Consider the following 18,674-nt stretch of genomic DNA (forward strand, 5'->3'; position numbering starts at 1 on the left):
CGGATGGAATGTAATCAAACAGAAATAATCTAATCCAATAATTTTGTTTCTTGCAAATTTCTATACTGATCTACTACCATTCCATCTTTATCTACCACTAGCATCTCAGGAGTAGCTGCTATACCAAAACGCTTAAAGTTTATACCGCTAAACGATTGGTAATCGCACAATTTATCTGGCCACGGGTATTTTCGGATATTCTGTTCGAAAGCTTCATTACTCCCATCTGCAGATATTGTCACAATTCTGACTCCTTTTTCTGTCAATTTACTGTAGTTATCTGCCAGCTCATTCAATAAATGTTGGCAAATTCCGCAACTTCCATCGTAAAATAAGACTATTGTCGAAGTTATCCCATCCATAGATTGCAATCCTTCAATCTGAGGAGCTTTGTTGCCGGGAAGTCTTGTAGATACAAGAAGACGTGTTGCAATTTCACTGTATCCATCAGCTGCCACATCTATTCCATAAGCATAAGCAACAATAGAAGCAGTAGCATCTGAATATTCTGTAAGGACATCATTATGAGCAATGATTTTTATAAAAGTCTCTATATCTTGGGGAGATTGTTTTTCCAAGCGATCTATCAGTCTCTTAGAATCTTTAACTAACTTTTCTGTAGCACTTTTATCTACGTACAGTTTTATCCATGCATTTATATATTGTTTTGTCAGGCCAAGCGAATCGAGTGACACAAAGTTGAGTGAATCAATTGTATAAAGTTCTATTTCTACAATTTCTTCGCATGTGCCTCCATTCGCCATTTTTTCCATTATTTTCTCTATATAATGTTGATCCTTCTTTCCGCAAGAAGTAATAGTTGCCGCCAATAGCAGGAGTGTACCTAATATAAGTAAGTTTATTTTATTCATTTTAGTTTATTCTTCTTTGTTTATCAATTTCTACAAAAAACCAGTAACACACACTAATTATCCAAACACCCCAACCAACACTCTCTTTACTTATGCCTTATATACTAATTTACATCAATCTTGTACACAACGTACCGGTAAGAAAGCTACAGTATGGTATGATGCTGTAGGAGCTCCCAAACTTGCATTAGTACCTACGATCGCATTGTACTGTGCTATCCACCAATACCCTTTGTATGACCAATCTCTCCAGTAATAAGTCGGACTACTATTGAAAGCCCCACCGGTCAAGGCTGCACTAGCAGAATTCGATTGATATCCTATTACTGTAGGTCCGGCCCAATATTGAGCACCTTTTTTATCATCGTTCTGACTAATAGCTGTATTTACAATAGTTCTCAAATTACCTGCTTCTGTGGCTGTTGCCAGATGCCAGCCCGCCGGACAAGCTTGATACGCTGTAGTACTTCCATAATAGTACCGGGCAGGGGAACCTGTAGGTCTATACGTTACATAAGCAGAACTGGTGCTAGCCCCTGAAATAGCTCCCTCATAGTTATACGCATAAGGAGTTCCTTCTCTAGAATTTTCAACCATCCAGCACTTATCTCCATACATATGAGTTAAATAATTGTTATTACCTATTTTCAAAGGTACAGCTACACCATTTATACCGCAAGCTACAGGCTTAATCTTCACTTGCACATCCTGATATTTACCCGCTGGATCAAAAAGTGTAAATATTATTTCTGATGAAAGATCGGCATCAGCAATCGGTTTCCTTAATGTAAATAATAACGGATCGCCATCTGCCACGTTGTAGCCTCCATTTTGGTTTATATCAAATGATACTAACAAAGATTGAGCATCGCTAACGCTTCTGATTTTCCATAAGCTATTCGACTTTATCCTCATACTTTGTTGTGAATTATCTAAGATATAATATTGGTTTAGTACAGACTGTAACCCATAACGTATTTGGCGTAAATAGATCGTTTTGGTAGTGAAACCTGCACCATTAGATAGAGTAAAGTCAATTTTAGAAGCTTTCTCTATAAGAGGATTCGCATCTATTTCGGCCTGAGTCAAAGCTGCAGGAAAAATCGTAAAGGTTTGTTTTCCTGTGCCTCCAGCAGAAGTATTAAGTACACCATTCAACCCGGGAGTATCAGAACCTGATCCAAAGCTAAAAGGCTTTCCAGCCAAGCCTAAATAAGTTAAACTACATTCCCTATCAATAGGCATCCATGAAGCTACAAATTGTTGACTAACAGGAATTATACCTGCGGTTTGACTTTCAAATATAAGCTCATTGATTTCTTCACCGTTCAAATTCTTTAATCTCAGTTCGAGTGGAGGAACCATACTTTGCCTCACTTCTATTTTATACGTGAGTCTTCCGGCACTGATAGTAATATATCCCAGTCGATTTGACCCCGAATTATTTTCTGTTAGAATCAGTTGCATATCGGTAGTCACATTAGCATCACCTTTATTCACCGAAGTTTTTAACCAATCGCTTATAGGATTACCGCTGTCATCGATGATAGAAGTTACTTTCCACCCCTGTACACTACCATCATTACTTTTGTAGTCTGTCTTAATGCTTACTGTATTATCTTCACTAAATGTAGTATAAGCACTTTTTGTAAAATCAAACTTTCCTTGAGAAACTGCAAGCATAAACTGCCCATCGAATTCAATATTGCCAATCGCAGCTTCGTCCCAAACAACAACCTCTGCCTCAATATTGATAGGTCTTGAATTGAATGCATCTTCTTTAGTACCATATCCTGCCGATTTCACTTTGGTTATATTAATTGTGTATAGGTGGTTTCGTAGTATATCTAAATAAGTCTTCCCATTAGCTATGTCAACACGGTAATAACTAACCTCAGTAGAACCATTATACTTGCCTCCTAGCACCAATGTTGTTACTTTACTCAAATTCACTTCAGAAGAAGTCTTGGGTACTACAGATTCGAAAGTATATATGTTATTAATAATACTATTGTTTGCAACTATACTAGAGCCTTCATAGTCGATAGGTCCTTTAGTTGTCGTACCTATTACCGTGGGCTTTTCTACGGTTGAGCTGCTACCTGTCACAAGATTTACTGCATCAGGAACAATCCTTCCCGCGCTATAATAGTTGTATAAAGACACACTTGATAAAGCAAAACTATTCTCGCTTATTGAAGGGTCTATTTTGACATTAATTTTGGCAACCATTCGTAATAACTTCAAGTCTGTAATTGTAGTATTATCTTGAATTATTATACTATTGGGGGTTTCTCCCCACATAGGAATCGGTAAATATCCGGCAGTTCCATTATTTACATTCCATTTATTTATACCTGTAAGTTGCAATTGTTGCATTATGGCGTCTTTCGACGTTCCAACAGTAATACCTCCGGCAAAAGTATTATCCAACTCATCTTTCGCATTAGCCAAAGCAACAAACCGGTATGTCTGAGAGCCATCTTTAAAGAGAGTAACAACAAACTTTTTCTTATTATTAACTCCATCATCGACTATCGAACCTTGATCAGCTTGTGCTCGATAGGCAAAGGTTTCATCATTGCCATTTACTTTAAAAGCCAATATGTCAATAGATCTAACTTCATTTTCATCGTTTTCATCCAATGCGTAGGTTTTAGGCAATTGAGCCGGCATACTTATACTAAATGGTACTTGTACTTTACCTTCTTTAGAAACGGGAAAGTGATCTCCTTCTTCATAATCGTCACGACAGCCGATCAGTACAAAAAGTAATGGTAGTATATAAAAGAATATTTGCTTCATCGATTATCTGTTTTCTATATTATTATGAGTTATTGCAATTCTGTATTATTCATATTTACGACCCATCCATTGATAGTAACTGTTATATCCATATTGGATTGTCCGGGAACATAAGGGTGAGCAAATATCAACAAGATGTCATACGTATGTGTATTGTCGATATCTATCACCTGTACATCTTCGTTTATTTTTTCTATAAGAGTCATTAAACTAGCTTGATATACAATCTGGTTTGCTGTAGGACTTAAAATTTTCAGGATAGGATCTTTACGGTCTTTACTCAATCTGAGTATATTCTGAGAACCTGACAATTGTTGATCTCCACCAATTAGCAGAGAACTTGTATAATGAACCTCTTCCGTATCGGAAGCGAATGAGTTGTCAAATTTATAAATACCGTTACGTGCTGTTATAATCAGCTTGTAATCGTTACTGTTTGGTACGAAATTTTTCGTCTTAATATTTATTGTATTTGTATTTCTTGTAAGAGATAATCCTACTCTCTGATCTTCCTCGTCTCTCACATCTACCGATGTTCTGTAGGCATAAAATAATGCCGGAGGATTTATTCGGACAGTATCATCTTTATCTTTTTCAATATATACTCGTCTTTCATCTAAATTCGAGTAGCTGTTCTGTTTATATGGATCTTCTAAATTTATCCATGAAACAAGAGTGTATGTGCCTGGCTGAAGAGAAATAGTCATGTAATAATTTGTTCCGAATGATGGTTGAGCATCATGCTTTTCTTGCATAAAGTTGCCATTTTTATCAAATATATAAAGCTTTACATCCTTTACTTCTTTTGTATCCAGAATAGTACCTGAGTAGATTCGAGGTGTGTATTCAAAATATACACGTATATCTTTATTTTCGGGAAGGCAATCTTCCAGCTTCTGGTCAATACAAGAATATTGCATCGAAACTAACAGAATCAGAAATAATAGCGGTATATATTTCAAGTGTTTCATTATAAATATTTGTCAATAAGAGAATCTTTTTATTGAGTTAATCCGTATCGCAAAGTATCATTGCTTTGCGATACTGGTATTAACTATTTTCTTTTAATGTTAGAATTATAAAATTTCACTATCCTGAGTATTTTCTGCCCAAGGCTCAACCACTATATCAATTGTAATATTAGTTGGTTTAGATATTTCATGACCCGGATTATCGATATTATCTCCACTTTGTCCTAAACCATTTATTGCTGTAATATTTATTTTGTAAAGATTGTTACGGAAAATATTATAATTGTGTGCCGGATTCAAATAGGCCTTGTAAAAACAATATCCGTCTTGATAGATACTCATAGTTGGAGTGGTCCCATTTATTGTAGCATCGTAAGCAGCAGCATCTGTTTGATCGATAAAATAATATTTAACACCTGCATTTGATACAACATAGAATGTTTGGGGATTAACCGGAGCTGTTTCACTAACCAATCCGCTAGAACCATTTCCGGCAACACTTAGTTTTACAACTTTAGTTGGTAAAAATTTTGCACGGATAGAAGCATATGTTGAATATCCTTCAAGGCTCTGAGTAGATATATTTTCTAAAGCATATGATACATTTGCTGTTTTAATTGCTGTACCATTTGCATTTACAGCTTTATAACTATTTTCTTTATAAAAATCAGCCAGTGTATTAGTCGGACTATAGTTCAGAGCATTAGGAAGTACATAATATAATTTCGTAATGTTACTTAATGAAAATTGTAAGTCAGATACTGTTCCTCCCAATACATTATATTGCAATCCTGCGCCTTTTTCTACGGCTACCTTTGCTAATAAACGAGATACAGTTGCTGATACTTTGTTTGCTGTAGCAGCAGTAGCATCAGTTTCTTCTACAAAAGTAGGATTTGACGCAACTTTACTGAACATAGCAAAACCGTTTGTAGGATTCATTAAATCATTTGCGCTTGAAACTTGATATATTGCAGTCAAGCCTCTGCTTGCAACATCTCTAGCTAATTCGTCGGATAAGTTTACACCCACATAGATTTTTTTTGCTCCTACAGTTGTAGCAATTGTCCTGTTAGCTGTGTACTCATTATCTGTAGACGAAGTAAAGTCTGAACTACTCAAACGTTCACGTTTCTCAAGGACATCGCTATCGTTAAAGATGAATACATCAACTGAAGTCATCATATTTTCATCGGCAGTAGCATTCACATCTGTTGCATAAGTTTTTGGCTGAGCTATCGAAAGAGTAAAAGTTGTAGCTTTACCATTAGGAGTAGGATTTCCACCCTTACCTGTTAGGTCATCATCATTGGAGCAACTTGTGAAACCGGCTATCAGAGCTGAAGTTGCAATTAAATAGTTGAAAAATACTTTCATTTTTAAAATTGTTTTGAATTAATTATTTATTTATGGATTCTCTCTTTATAAATTATTTATCGAATAAATCTTTTTCAGTTTTTCTGATTCGAGATTATCAATCACTTTAATTTATAGTACAAAACTAGGCATATCAGATGAGGATGATCTTATATATCTCATTATAAAAAAGTTAGAATCAGCATCTAAAAATCTAATGTTTTTCTAATGATTATCAATACTCTAATCACACCTCTCATCCTTACTTATTATATCGTTCCATTTTGAGATTATCTTCTCGTTTGATCTGTAACTCCTGTAGATTATGATTTGCTTCTGAAACCCCTCCCGCGAAAGCCCTTCGAAACAAGTCTTCAGCTTGATCGAGATCTCCTTCTTTCAAAAAAATGACACCAAGGTTATTTAATGTGGATGGATTAGAGCCTGCATTTAACAAATTTCTTTTAGCTAGAGACAATTCATTTATTAAGATAAGAGCTGCACCTGCATTATTATTTGCCGTTTGATCGCCGGGATAATATTTTGGAATAGTATCGACTAATATCTCTACAAATTCTTTACTCCCTTCACCATAGCTTTGAGCTATTTCATAAAGTTCCAGTTGATTGAGTTGTGAGTCTTTTTTTCGAAATAAACTCTTAGCCTGATCGAGTGTATAATTTTTAACTGTCACGTTTATATTATATTCAACACGCCTCAACTGAGGAAATAATTCGTCCGACATTTGTCTATAAGGAACTCCGTTCGCTAATTTTGTCAGTTCAGATTTGTATCCGTCAGAAATATCTGCATTATCTATAACCTCTATTATTTCATTCTTGTATGCAATATTTGATTGAAGTACCAGCTGTTTAAGCCTATCCCAATCTTCAGTAATATTGCTTACTCGAAAGAAGCTTTCCGAAAAACTAAATTTATCTTTCATATAGTTTCTCAAAGCTATTGCCCGTGCATAAGACAAACGATCATTTGCGGTATAAGAACCTTCCGGAGATGCATAACCTTCTATAAATACGCTTTTTATTTTTAAATCAGAATCATTATTAATACTTTTTACCAAAGCATCTATTTTTTCTAATTCCTCCTGGTTATGGCGATATTGGGGAAGAATAACAGATTTCCCTACCTGAAAATCAAGATACGCTTCTCCCTGTATCCTAAGTATTTTAGATTCAGATTTTGGCTCTATATAAGAGACTAAAGGATTTACCTGATAAGGTGTGTGAGATTTTACTTTTACCTTATTGTTCATCAGAAAAGTAAAGAAGTGATTTTCATTTCTACACCCTGTTAGTTCTTGCTTGATTACCAAATGTGCACTATCCATCCATATTTCATACGGAACTTTGAAATCATAAGTAAGCAATGTATCTGTAAACTGATTGGTGATAATGGTTGTATAGGGAATAATATTTTCAACCTTATCTTTATTTAAAGACTTCCATCTTTCAATTAGATTGTATTTCTTATTTCCAGAAATAAGCACATAAGGAAACACCATAACTGATTCATTCGAGAGCAACTGAGGTGTTAAATACATCGCAGTACAATCATTGACAGCACCTGCACTAATATTTACTTTAAAGTATACATGAAGACTATCATTGACTTCTTTTACCTCGTTACTTATAAAAATAATTCGTCCCGGATATTCCTTTGCAGAAACACTTAATACAATGATTGTAAATAGTATAAATATTAATATTCGTTTCATATGATTTTACTTAAGCCTTTCATTAGAGGCTTTAGATATATATTTGTTATGTTTTATTAGTCAAACATACGTAAAGGTATGTCTGCTGATTTTTATCCTCCCTTGACTATTGCGAACTGTCACTTAATAAAATAAATCACAGATAATGAAGCCTTAGTGGGTGCAAAGAAGTTTTTGCTCTCGGTGCCTAAAAACTTTTTACAACTCTTGCAAGCATATCGATCATGATCAGCATGTAAATAGCCCACTCCAAAATTCCCTTCGAGCGACCAACGTTTAGACATACTCCATTGATACCCGTAACTAAATCCAACGCCATATAAGTCTCCTTGCAAACGACTGTTTTTCATATAATCTGAGAATGGAAGCCCGGTCAAATTATAATGAGCATAAACAGCATGTAATCCGAAGAAGTGACCATTGAAAGGTTCACATAACCAATACCGCATCTCAGGCTGTACAAGTATATATTTCATATTCTTGTTAACATTAAACTCCCATGGATTGTAACTAAAAGACACGTCTAGGCTATATCTCTCTCCTACTTTAACCTCTGTCCCAAAAGCAATCGAGCTAGTCATATCAAACAACAAGTTACTTTTTACGGCCCATAGAGGAGTCTTCGCCTGAGTTGGTCTCCAATCTGTCAGATTATTCAGAAGATCAACCGTTTTATTCAAATCCAAAGAATCTTTTGCTGAGGATATCGATTTCAAAGTCACATTCTTGCTCTCAGGTAATAATGAAAGATCAAGAGGTATCACTTTTATTTCTTCATTCAACTCTTTGTCCACTTCAACAGATACTGCCGGACTTTCTTTAGCATCTTTTACGTGAATAAGGTTTTCCTTTCTTTTCGAGGTTTTAGTCGGAGATAAAAAAATAAGATTCTTCCGTATAGTATAAGTATAGTCCGTATCTGCCAACAACTGATCTAAAACAGTTTTCAGATCAGCGTCATGCAGTCGAATTGTTATCTTGCGGTTTGTGTTAAAGTTGGAGTTTACAAAAGCAAAAGAATATTTTGTTTGAGATTCTATCTGAGATAGAACTTCACTCACCGGAATATTTTGTCCTACAACTGTCACATCATTCTCCTGTGCTGATAGCGTTGGCAGTGCATAGAGACAAAGTAAAAGAAGTATCGTTTTGAGCATGTGAAGCCTATATCCATACATTAGTGGATACATTTTCTTATATAATTGCATTTTTAGTTGGTTATTCTGTCTTATTATTACTTATATACACCTTATTACTCTCTATTTTATAGGATAAGCTATTATCCAAGCATCTGAATATCTCTATTATTTCAGTTAAGTTATCCGATTGCTCTATCGTTACCGTATAACTTCTGTTGAGATCGACATCTTTATCAATTTCCACATCAATATTAAACTCACGTTTAAGCGTTAAGGTAATCGCTTTTAGTGTTTCATTATCAAATACAATCTTTCCATTCGTCCAATCCGCAATATCTTTAACAGCATTTGTATCCAGATCTCGTATAATCCCTTCTTTGGTTGTGTTATTTAATATAAACTGCTGATTCGGTTTTAGTGTAAATTCCTTATTATCAATAGTTCGTATAGCAATTGACCCCTTGTTTAATGTTACAACAGTTGATTCGTCATCAGGATATGCCGATACATTAAATTGAGTTCCAAGTACTTTTACATCCAGATATTTTGTGCGCACTATAAATGGCATGTTCTTCTGCCTTGTTACCGATAAATAAGCTTGTCCTTCCAAATTTATAATTCTAGCGCTGTCTTTCGAATTTTCATTATATTTAATTTTACTCCCCGATTTAATCCATATCTGCGAACCGCAAGCTAGCCTTACCTCTTCATGTTTACCATAAGGAACATCAACCACAACCGCCTGTTTATCTTTATCTTTCGGAACATCCTTCGTCAAATTATATATTCCTATCAATAGCAGTAAAGGTAAAAACACTACTGCTACACGAAGCCAGTAATAAGGGCGTTGGCTTATTCTTTTCTTCTTGTTAAAACCTAGTTTTTTTGTAATCTTTTCATATTCTTGTTTAGACGATAAATCTTCCTGATTATCTAATGAATCCCAGAGCCTATGCATAGCTTTTTGCTTTTCTTCAGAATTTTCAGGATTAACCAGCCATGCATGTATCTTATTTTCCAACTTCTCGGAGTATCTATTCTCAAAGAACCTGCTTATAAGCTTATAATATTGCTTAGTTGGTACATTATTCATTTTCTATTTTTTGTTGAGCTTTACTTTCACGTTCTGTATTAAAAACGATCTAGCCTGTATCTACGCACGGTCAAAAAAAATAATTTTCTCTCTTTAATTACATAATGTTTTAATAATATGATCATTGCATATCTTTTTTTAAAAGAAAAATGATAGTACATTTCTAATTTTTTTCATTGCTAAGCTCAATTGATTTTCGACTGTTCTTTTACTTATCTCTAGCTGTTCGGCTATCTTATCATTCGGTATCCCTTGAGTCCTGCTCATCTTATATATAGTCCGCTGCTTTTCTGGCATATTTTCTATCTCCATCTCTACCAGCAACATCGTTTCCTTTGCTATATACTCATCCTCAGCGTTTACTAAGTCTAAGGGTAATACTATTCGATCATTATAAAATGATTCGCGAATCTGTTTGCCTCGGATATAATCGATCGTTTGGCGATAGGCAATCGTGTATATATATGAATCAAAGCCTTTAATACCTTTAGAAGGTATTGTAAATGAATCATGATTCTCCCAAACTTTGGCAAATACACTCTGAGTTAGTTCTTCCGCAACGTCTACAGACTTGACAAAGCCATTTATGTAATACTTTACTTTCGGAAAATATTTCAGAAAGATCGTTTCAAATGCTTTATGGTTCCCTTTTTGTAAAGCTTCCAATAGTTTGTATGTTATCTGATTCTCCAAAGAATAATTAGATTATTTATAGAAATTAATTGATTTATCATAAATACTCCTCAATAAGAGCAAACGAATAAGACAGGAGCAACGCACGGTCTATGAATAAATATTTTACACTTCTTAATGTCCGATTGTCGGTATAAAATGGAATAAGCCCCCCAAGACTTTTTCCGAAGAGAAAAAATCTATACAGTTATATACCGAAAAAATAATATCGGTGTTTGGTAGCGTAAATCCTTTTAGAGCAAGTGCTAATCTAGTTTCCTTAAGAAGATAAGAATATTGCACTTTATGATAAAGACGGCTCGAGAATAAAGCGATGTAACATCTAATGCTAAATCAGTATAAATCAGAGCCACAAAAAAAGGGGGGGGAGTAATATATTTATTGGATAAAGACCAGAATTCATTGAAATAAACTACATGCAGAATACAAATGAAAAGCCCATTTCTTCAATGGGCTTTTCAATCTTTATTTCTTAATCATTCACACCCAGAAATTTGAACGGCTGTGAAACCTTGAAGTTATTTATTGTATTTCCATTGTAAGTTTCACCGTTTGCTAAAGATAATTTAAGTACAGGAGCTCCTTTAGACAAATTCATGTCTTGAAGATTTACCCAGAATGTATTCGGAGTCAAACTCGATTCAAAGAAATAAGTCAGATTCTTACTATCCGATACAGTTCTCCATTGTGTCGTAGAAATTTCAGGACTATCGGGTGTAGAAATGCCATAAGGAACAGAGGCATTACGAATAACACTGAAAACGCTGGCCACTGCTAATTTCTCATCTCCTATTTTAGGAAGTGCATCAATATAGAAGCTTGCTCTCGCAAAACGATCGGCTGCACGATTGGTACCCGGAAGAAAAGTCAATCCGCCAATAGATTTCCAATAGTCATTCAAGGCCAACTGTTTATCATAAGTTGGAGAATTAGTCATTACATTATAGTTCTTGCTATGATAGATATTGAGCTTTCCATCTATATATTCGAAAATAGCGCTATCGCCTGTAACATCAGAAATAGCAAGGTGTAATGTTGCAAGCCTCGAACCATCAGGCATCTTATCAGAAACTACTTGAAAAGAATTTTTACCTACAAAAGAAACAGCTTCATCCACGGAAGCAAAGTTGTCGAGCATATATTGCACCCAAGCAGCTATAGTTAGTCCCGGCTTGCTCGTATCCCATGCCGGATATACAGACTCATTCAACCATAACAAATTTGCAACTAAACCCTTCTCATTCATACCATCGGTACTGGCTATTTCAAAAGCAGATGTTACTACACTACCATATCTAGAAGTCCATTTTAAAGAATTGCTTCCGGTTTCTCCACTTCTTTCCATGCCTCTAGGGAAAACCCATATATTACTATGCATTTCAGTTTTCCAGTCCATTGTACGACCCGTTACTACCATTCCATTATCTCCGGTATAAACGACACGTGTACATGCATTCGCTTTCGGTATTGCTATCAAACATATAAAGCCTACGATAAACAAATAAATTCTTTTCATTTCTTTAATTTTTTAATTGTGATTTAAACTATTTTTGATTTTATAATATTGTTTTCTAATTTTGATACTGCAAAGGTAGATACTACGACATAAATACATATCAAACAGATCATTATAAAAATATTAGAATTAAAGAGTAGGGCTCTAATATTTTTCTAATAATACTCTTTAGTGATAAAAGTTTAATGATTCATCGCGGCTTCTAAAGCGGTATTGAATATCACAAATACAGCACCTTCCAAATATTCTTACAGAAACATACAATAACAAACTAATGAGCAACTACGCCTTTAATTATCATATGACTATAAAGATGAGTTTAGAGCCATAATCAAAATAGATTACCAGATACCAAAACTTTGTAGTGATGAAATTCGTTATTACTTTTATCACTTAATAATAAATAGGCAGGTAAATAAATTAGAATAATGTATCAGATAGAAGTAAAAGACGTATATAAGTCATTTAAGGATGTACATGCCGTAAGAGGTATCTCTTTTGGAATAGAACCCGGTAAATTTGTGGCTTTACTTGGCCCTAATGGGGCCGGAAAGACAACAATGGTTGAGATGATGGAAGGATTAAAAAAGCCGGACTCGGGAGAAATTCTCTTGCAGGGTAAAAACTGGCATAAGAATGAAAAGGAACTCCGGGCAATAATAGGTCTATCGTTGCAAGAGACACGCTTTTCAGACAAGCTTACTGTCTTTGAAACATTATGCTTGTTTGCCAGTTTCTTCCGACTTGGGGAGAAACGAGCAAATGAAATTATAGAACTTACCGGTCTGGAAAGTAAGCAAAAATCTATGGTAGGAACACTCTCCGGAGGACAACGGCAACGGCTTGCTTTAGGAGTAGCACTGCTAAATACTCCGCAGATTCTTTTTTTGGACGAACCTACTACAGGACTCGATCCTCATTCACGACTCGATCTGTGGAATATTCTGAAAGAATTAAAAGACAAAGGTGAGACCACTCTTATCCTGACAACGCATTATATGGAAGAAGCTGAATCTCTTTGCGATCATATAATCATTATTGATGAAGGGAAAATATTAAAGGAAGGAAAACTAGAAGAATTGTTAGACGAAAATTCCCGTAACCTCGACGAATTATTTATCAATCTCACAGGTAAAGCTCTTCGAGAGAACGGAAATGTTGTACTGTAAATAACACTTATATACTTTCAATTATGTCAATAAAAGAATCAATCAGAACAAATCAACTATATCAACTCTTCAAGACCCAATTCTTATTAACAATCCGTGAACCGGAAGTTCTTTTTTGGGGTATGATCTTTCCTGTACTCATCTCCATTGGATTGGGTTTGGCTTTTACACAGCAAACAGAATCAAAATTTAATGTTATACTTGTTGAGAAGAATAAAACCGAATTAGATTCACTTCTCCATATTTATGGAAAAAATGCACAGAGTAAAGAAGGGAACATCCTAAATTGGAAAATTAGCAACAAAGAACTGGGTAATACCGTATTTAAGTTCTCTCAAAGCGACTGGAATTCGGCTATCATCTCCTTAAAGAGGGGTGAAGCAGATGTGATTGTTACAGATTCGTTAGGAAAAGCCATTTATCATTTCGACCCGCTCAACTCTCAGTCTCAATTAGCATATATGAAACTTTCAGCATTGGTAAAATCACCCGATTCAACCATGAATGCTGAAAACACCAATATAGAACCATTGACATTACTGGGTGTTCGTTATATTGATTTCCTCATACCGGGGCTAATTGCTTTCGGATTGATGAGTTCTATTATGTGGGGAATTAGTTATACAATTATCGAACGAAGATCTCAGAAGCTGTTAAGACGGATGGTTGCGACACCAATGAAGAAATCTAATTTCTTGTTTGCATTGATGTTTGTACGTATTCTCATGAATGTAGTTGAGTCTCTGATTCTTCTGTTTTTTGCATGGCTAATATTCGATATTCATATACAAGGAAACATCGGAGCATTGATTGTTTTATTTTTGGCCGGCAACCTTGCATTTACAGGAATCGCCATCTTAGTTGCATCCCGTACTACAAAAACAGAGGTCGGCACTGGATGGATTAATGCTGTACAAATGCCGATGATGCTGCTATCGGGTATCTTCGTTAGTTATCATAATTTCCCGGAATGGAGCATCAGTACAATTAAGTTACTTCCTCTAACGGCACTAACCGATGGAATCCGTAGCATTTTTAATGAGGGAGCAGGATGGATGGAAGTGATTTATCCTACTTGTACTTTATCAGCTCTCGGAATTATCTGTTTCGTTATAGGTATGAAACTATTTAAATGGAATTGATTCACACAACCCTTTATCAATCTCATTTACAAAAAACATATGGTTATTACTAATCAAACAATATAGTTAAAGGGTGTCAATCACCCTTTAACTATATGCTATTTTATGCAACTTTAATTAATCTGTGGATTAAATAGCATTTTATTCATTAGTGTTAATTATGAATAAAAGCTTTTCGTCTGAAAATAAAAACAAATAATTTTGAGAGAATATCCCTCTAACTGATAAGAATAATGGCTTCCAAAGTTTTAATTATTGAAGATGACAATACATTCGGAATTGTCCTAAAAAAATGGTTTAATAGAAATGGATTTGACCCATTGGTTAGATCGACTGTAGAAGAAGCTAAAAAAGATTTATTAAAGGTTGATTTCTCGTTAATTATCACAGATCTAAGACTTCCTGATGGAGACGGTATAATGTTATTGACTTGGATCAGAGAGAAGAAAATAAATACGCCGGTTATTGTTATGACGAGCTACGGAGAAGTTCAAAGTGCAGTCTCTGCAATTAAACTAGGAGCTTTTGATTATATGGAAAAACCCATAAACCCGGAAGTCCTAAAATCAAAAATAGACGAAGCTCTAAATCACACTCCAACTCAAATACCAAAGGAAAACCTTTCTACTACACGTATCGTTTATGGCACCAGTGCTTTATCTAAACAAATGTATGAGCATATACAACTCGTAGCACCAACACATTTGTCTGTACTTATTAGAGGAGAAAGCGGAACAGGAAAGGAATATACGGCTAAAATGATACATGATTACAGTCGAAGAAAACAAGCTCAGTTTATAGCTGTGGATTGTGGTAGCCTATCAAAAGAATTAGCCCCGAGTGAATTGTTTGGACATCTTAAAGGATCATTTACCTCTGCTATTGCAGATAAGAAAGGTGTATTTGAGCAAGCAGAGGGAGGAACAGTTTTCCTAGATGAAGTAGGGAACTTGTCATATGAAGTGCAGGTTCAGTTATTAAGAGCCATACAGGAGCGAAAAATACGTCCGGTAGGTTCTGCCACAGACATAAAAGTAGATGTAAGAATGATAGTTGCAACGAATGAAAATTTGGAAACAGCTATCACCGAAGGACGTTTCCGAGAAGATCTGTACCATAGATTAAATGAATTTACACTCATAGTTCCACCCTTGCGCGAGCGAAAAGATGATATTGTTCTTTTTGCAAATAGCTTCTTAACTGATGCCAATAAAGAATTGGAACGAAAGGTGGAGCGGTTTTCGGAAGAATGTATGTCGATACTAAAAGAATACCACTGGCCCGGAAATCTGCGAGAATTAAGGAATGTAATACGTAGAACAGTATTGTTTACGAAAGGAACAGAAATTACGCCAGACCTCTTACCTGAGTTTATCCAAATCCCGAAGCAAACAGAGCAAATCTTATTACCAATAGATGAACGGGAGCAAATTATCAAAGCCTTGAAAATAACAAAGGGAAATAAAACGAAAGCAGCAAACCTACTCAATATTGATAGGAAAACCCTTTACAATAAAATGCATCAATATGGTATGGAAATTTAATGAGAATCCAAATAATTTTGAACATCGTTTATTATTTGTTCGGCATATTCGATAAGTTCAAAGACATCGCTCTCCCACTCGGGATACATTAAAGTAGCATCTAAACGATGTGCATCTAATTTCTTCAATATATCTAACTTATCAACAGCCCCAAGTTGTATAAACATCGGCTGCATTTTATGACCAATAAACTGAGCCGTATTAAAATCACTATCGAGGAGAGCCTGTTTAAGCCGACTCACGTTTTCTGTTGTTGATTGAACAAAAGATGCCAGAACCTCATGTAAAGCTTCGGAATCTTCTTCCAGCATTTTATTAAGCGAACTAAAACCTATCACACTTTGATCTTTTATTTGCCCTCCAAATAATAATTTTAGATCACTTATTGACACAGGCTTTTTAATATAGGCTTTAAAGCCCATTCTTATAAAGTCATCATAATCGACATCTTCTCGGGCTGTGACTATTGTAATCGGTACATTTATTCCACTGTATTTTATTCTATTTAAAACATCAATACCGCTAAAAGTCTCCATTTCCATATCTGTCAAGATCTCATCATATTGATCAATTTCAGCTAGTATCGCGTCAAATTCATCTATATTGTTGCAAATAGAAGGTATATGGCCTAAGCTTAACAATATATTACGAATAATAATCAGATAAGATATATCGTCGTCTACTACTAATATTCTCTTAGGAATGAAACTATCTTTTAGTGAAACCTCGCCTACAGGTATAGATATTACCGTTCTTGTTCCTTTCCCTTCTTCTGAAGAAACTTTTATATTCCCTTGGAATAAATCGACTAAGCCTTTAACTACATATAGCCCGAAACCCGAACCTTCGGATAAATGTGAATTTTGATCTATCCGGCTAAATGGTAGAAATATATCTTTAACCTGATTTTCAGGAATACCTACGCCCGTATCTTCTATAATGCAATATAATATCGAGTTAGAATATTTTACATCAAATTGAACGGAGCCTTCAGATGTATACTTAATCGAATTGGATAAGATATTTATTAGTATTTGTTTGATTTTTAGAGAATCAGATGACAATGTCAAATTCTCATCGAATTCAAAAGAATAAGACAATGTTAGATCCTTCTTATTGGCTAAAGGAATAAACATATCGACTATCTGCTGACACAGGTCATGTAAATTGAAGACACGATTCGATATGTTCGAAGTACCTTGTTCAATACTCGAAAATTCTAATAAATTTCCTAAAAGTGCAAGAATATATTCTCCCGAATCCTTCATCATACGGATATCATCAGCAAGAAAATCATTACTTGATTTCTTTAATTCTAATGTTCCGAGTATAGAGTTTAGAGGCGTTTTAATATCATGAGAAATAGAAAGTAATAACTTATGACGACTATCCATAATCTGCTTGATTCTTAGGTTTGCCTGCTCTAGATTCTTTCGCAACCTATAACTTTTATTTACATCGCTTATTATAAGCAATATGAATATAAAAATCAGGATAAGAGAAACAATACTGCTTATTATAGAGTAAGTATTATTATCACGTATAAGTTGTTCACTTTTCTGAATTTCATCAAGTCTTGTCTGTACAGTCTGGTTATACAAACCAATAAGCAATGTTGTAATCTCAGAAGATATTTCTTGATCTGCTACAATCAGATTACTTAAATTATTTTCGATTGAAATAATGCGTTTTACATAATCGTCTTTAGCTTGCTCTGCTATTTCTGTGACTTCTGATACTATATGAAGTGTATCATTCTTGGGCATGGTCAATGTATCCAATCTGGCAGTAGTAATAGAAGTTACAGTGTCTGATCCTTTTGATGATGAAAATAATTCACCCAGTTTTTTCCAAAAACCTTTTTTAGGGCCCGAATAGATTATAGTATCTTGTATGGTAGCAGTAACTAAAACAGTATCTTTTTTGATAACAGGATCAATTTCTTTTAATACTTCATTTATTGACTCGATTGGATTTTTGTTGCTAAACTGCTTATTCAAATTTGATACAATTACTCCTTTCTTTACCAAAAGATTATTGATCTGCTGTAGTTTCTCATTGTGTAGTGGATTTATATGACTTAGAGAATCCATTAAACATTCAACAATATTTAAGCTTTCATTAAAGAGTTTATAATGCTTTACTTGTTTCGAAAATACATAAAGGTTTACTTCCAATTGTGATGCGTTTACAGAATCAATCAGCTTGTTTACAAGTGACAACTCCTTATAGTACTGCAAAACACTCCTTTTTTGATCATCGATATCGTCTCTAAGTTTATATATATAAATGAGCATTCCGCAACAAATAAGAGCTACGATTAAATATATAAGCACAGCTTTGAATCTTATATTTTTCTCGGGAGTTTCTACCATTACTTAGTCTTTTCTATATATAAAACGAACAATTAATTATTCTATTTAGTTTTCCACAACTTAGATTGTAGAAATTTTCCACAATTCTACAGTTCGATTATTCTTCTTTATTAAAAGAAAATCACAATACACACCTAATAATAAACACATTACACAAACAAAAGACATTTCTATTTCTTTTGGCATAGCTATTGCAAATTATATAGTGTAAGTGAAGATTACACATTTATACCTAAATTAATAGTAATTTAAAAATTAGAAGAC

At 34.6% G+C, this 18,674-nt stretch carries 13 protein-coding genes; 3 read left to right on the top strand and 10 right to left on the bottom strand.

Going from position 1 to position 18,674, the window contains the following annotated elements:
* Nucleotides 1-29: 29 nt before the first annotated feature.
* The 9 genes from B3P17_RS05305 to B3P17_RS05345 all read right to left on the bottom strand — a co-directional run bounded on the left by B3P17_RS05305 (nt 30) and on the right by B3P17_RS05345 (nt 12,180).
* Nucleotides 30-872, bottom strand: a complete 843-nt coding sequence (locus B3P17_RS05305; RefSeq protein WP_291104201.1) for a peroxiredoxin family protein — start codon at nt 870-872, stop codon at nt 30-32.
* Nucleotides 873-986: 114 nt separating this feature from the next.
* The gene (locus B3P17_RS05310) at nt 987-3,677 is read right to left on the bottom strand and encodes an FISUMP domain-containing protein (RefSeq protein ID WP_291104204.1); all 2,691 of its coding nucleotides are present in this window, start codon (nt 3,675-3,677) and stop codon (nt 987-989) included.
* 29 nt (nt 3,678-3,706) lie between these two features.
* The gene (locus tag B3P17_RS05315; RefSeq protein WP_252639071.1) at nt 3,707-4,648 is read right to left on the bottom strand and encodes a FimB/Mfa2 family fimbrial subunit; all 942 of its coding nucleotides are present in this window, start codon (nt 4,646-4,648) and stop codon (nt 3,707-3,709) included.
* Between the two features lie 105 nt (nt 4,649-4,753).
* Nucleotides 4,754-6,025, bottom strand: coding sequence for an Mfa1 family fimbria major subunit (locus B3P17_RS05320; protein WP_252639072.1), 1,272 nt, complete (start codon nt 6,023-6,025; stop codon nt 4,754-4,756).
* A 241-nt stretch (nt 6,026-6,266) separates the two neighbouring features.
* Nucleotides 6,267-7,739 (bottom strand): DUF3868 domain-containing protein, encoded by a 1,473-nt coding sequence (locus B3P17_RS05325; protein ID WP_252639073.1) that lies wholly within the window; start codon nt 7,737-7,739, stop codon nt 6,267-6,269.
* A 119-nt stretch (nt 7,740-7,858) separates the two neighbouring features.
* Complete coding sequence (locus B3P17_RS05330; protein WP_252639074.1) at nt 7,859-8,947, bottom strand: DUF3575 domain-containing protein; 1,089 nt, start codon at nt 8,945-8,947, stop codon at nt 7,859-7,861.
* A 10-nt stretch (nt 8,948-8,957) separates the two neighbouring features.
* Nucleotides 8,958-9,971 carry a FecR family protein gene (locus B3P17_RS05335; RefSeq protein ID WP_252639075.1) on the bottom strand — a complete coding sequence of 338 codons (1,014 nt, stop codon included), beginning with the start codon at nt 9,969-9,971 and terminating at the stop codon, nt 8,958-8,960.
* A gap of 138 nt (nt 9,972-10,109) precedes the next feature.
* Nucleotides 10,110-10,664: an RNA polymerase sigma-70 factor gene (locus B3P17_RS05340; protein ID WP_252639076.1), complete on the bottom strand. Its 555-nt coding sequence runs from the start codon at nt 10,662-10,664 to the stop codon at nt 10,110-10,112.
* A 472-nt stretch (nt 10,665-11,136) separates the two neighbouring features.
* Nucleotides 11,137-12,180, bottom strand: a complete 1,044-nt coding sequence (locus B3P17_RS05345; RefSeq protein ID WP_289781712.1) for a linear amide C-N hydrolase — start codon at nt 12,178-12,180, stop codon at nt 11,137-11,139.
* A gap of 428 nt (nt 12,181-12,608) precedes the next feature.
* On the opposite strand from B3P17_RS05345, the gene B3P17_RS05350 reads away from it, so the two are divergent.
* From B3P17_RS05350 to B3P17_RS05360, 3 genes are all read left to right on the top strand, one after another.
* On the top strand, nt 12,609-13,349 hold the full coding sequence (locus tag B3P17_RS05350; RefSeq protein ID WP_252639077.1) for an ABC transporter ATP-binding protein: 741 nt from the start codon (nt 12,609-12,611) through the stop codon (nt 13,347-13,349).
* A gap of 23 nt (nt 13,350-13,372) precedes the next feature.
* Nucleotides 13,373-14,491, top strand: coding sequence for an ABC transporter permease (locus tag B3P17_RS05355; protein WP_291104215.1), 1,119 nt, complete (start codon nt 13,373-13,375; stop codon nt 14,489-14,491).
* A gap of 233 nt (nt 14,492-14,724) precedes the next feature.
* Nucleotides 14,725-16,035: a sigma-54-dependent transcriptional regulator gene (locus tag B3P17_RS05360; protein ID WP_252639079.1), complete on the top strand. Its 1,311-nt coding sequence runs from the start codon at nt 14,725-14,727 to the stop codon at nt 16,033-16,035.
* Here B3P17_RS05360 and B3P17_RS05365 read toward each other — a convergent pair.
* Entirely contained in the window at nt 16,032-18,410 is a 2,379-nt protein-coding gene (locus tag B3P17_RS05365; RefSeq protein WP_252639080.1) for a hybrid sensor histidine kinase/response regulator, read from the bottom strand. The genes B3P17_RS05360 and B3P17_RS05365 overlap by 4 nt on opposite strands.
* Nucleotides 18,411-18,674: the final 264 nt, after the last annotated feature.

The sequence above is a fragment of the Dysgonomonas sp. UBA7630 genome, from assembly GCF_002483985.1.
Classification (GTDB): Bacteria; Bacteroidota; Bacteroidia; order Bacteroidales; family Dysgonomonadaceae; genus Dysgonomonas.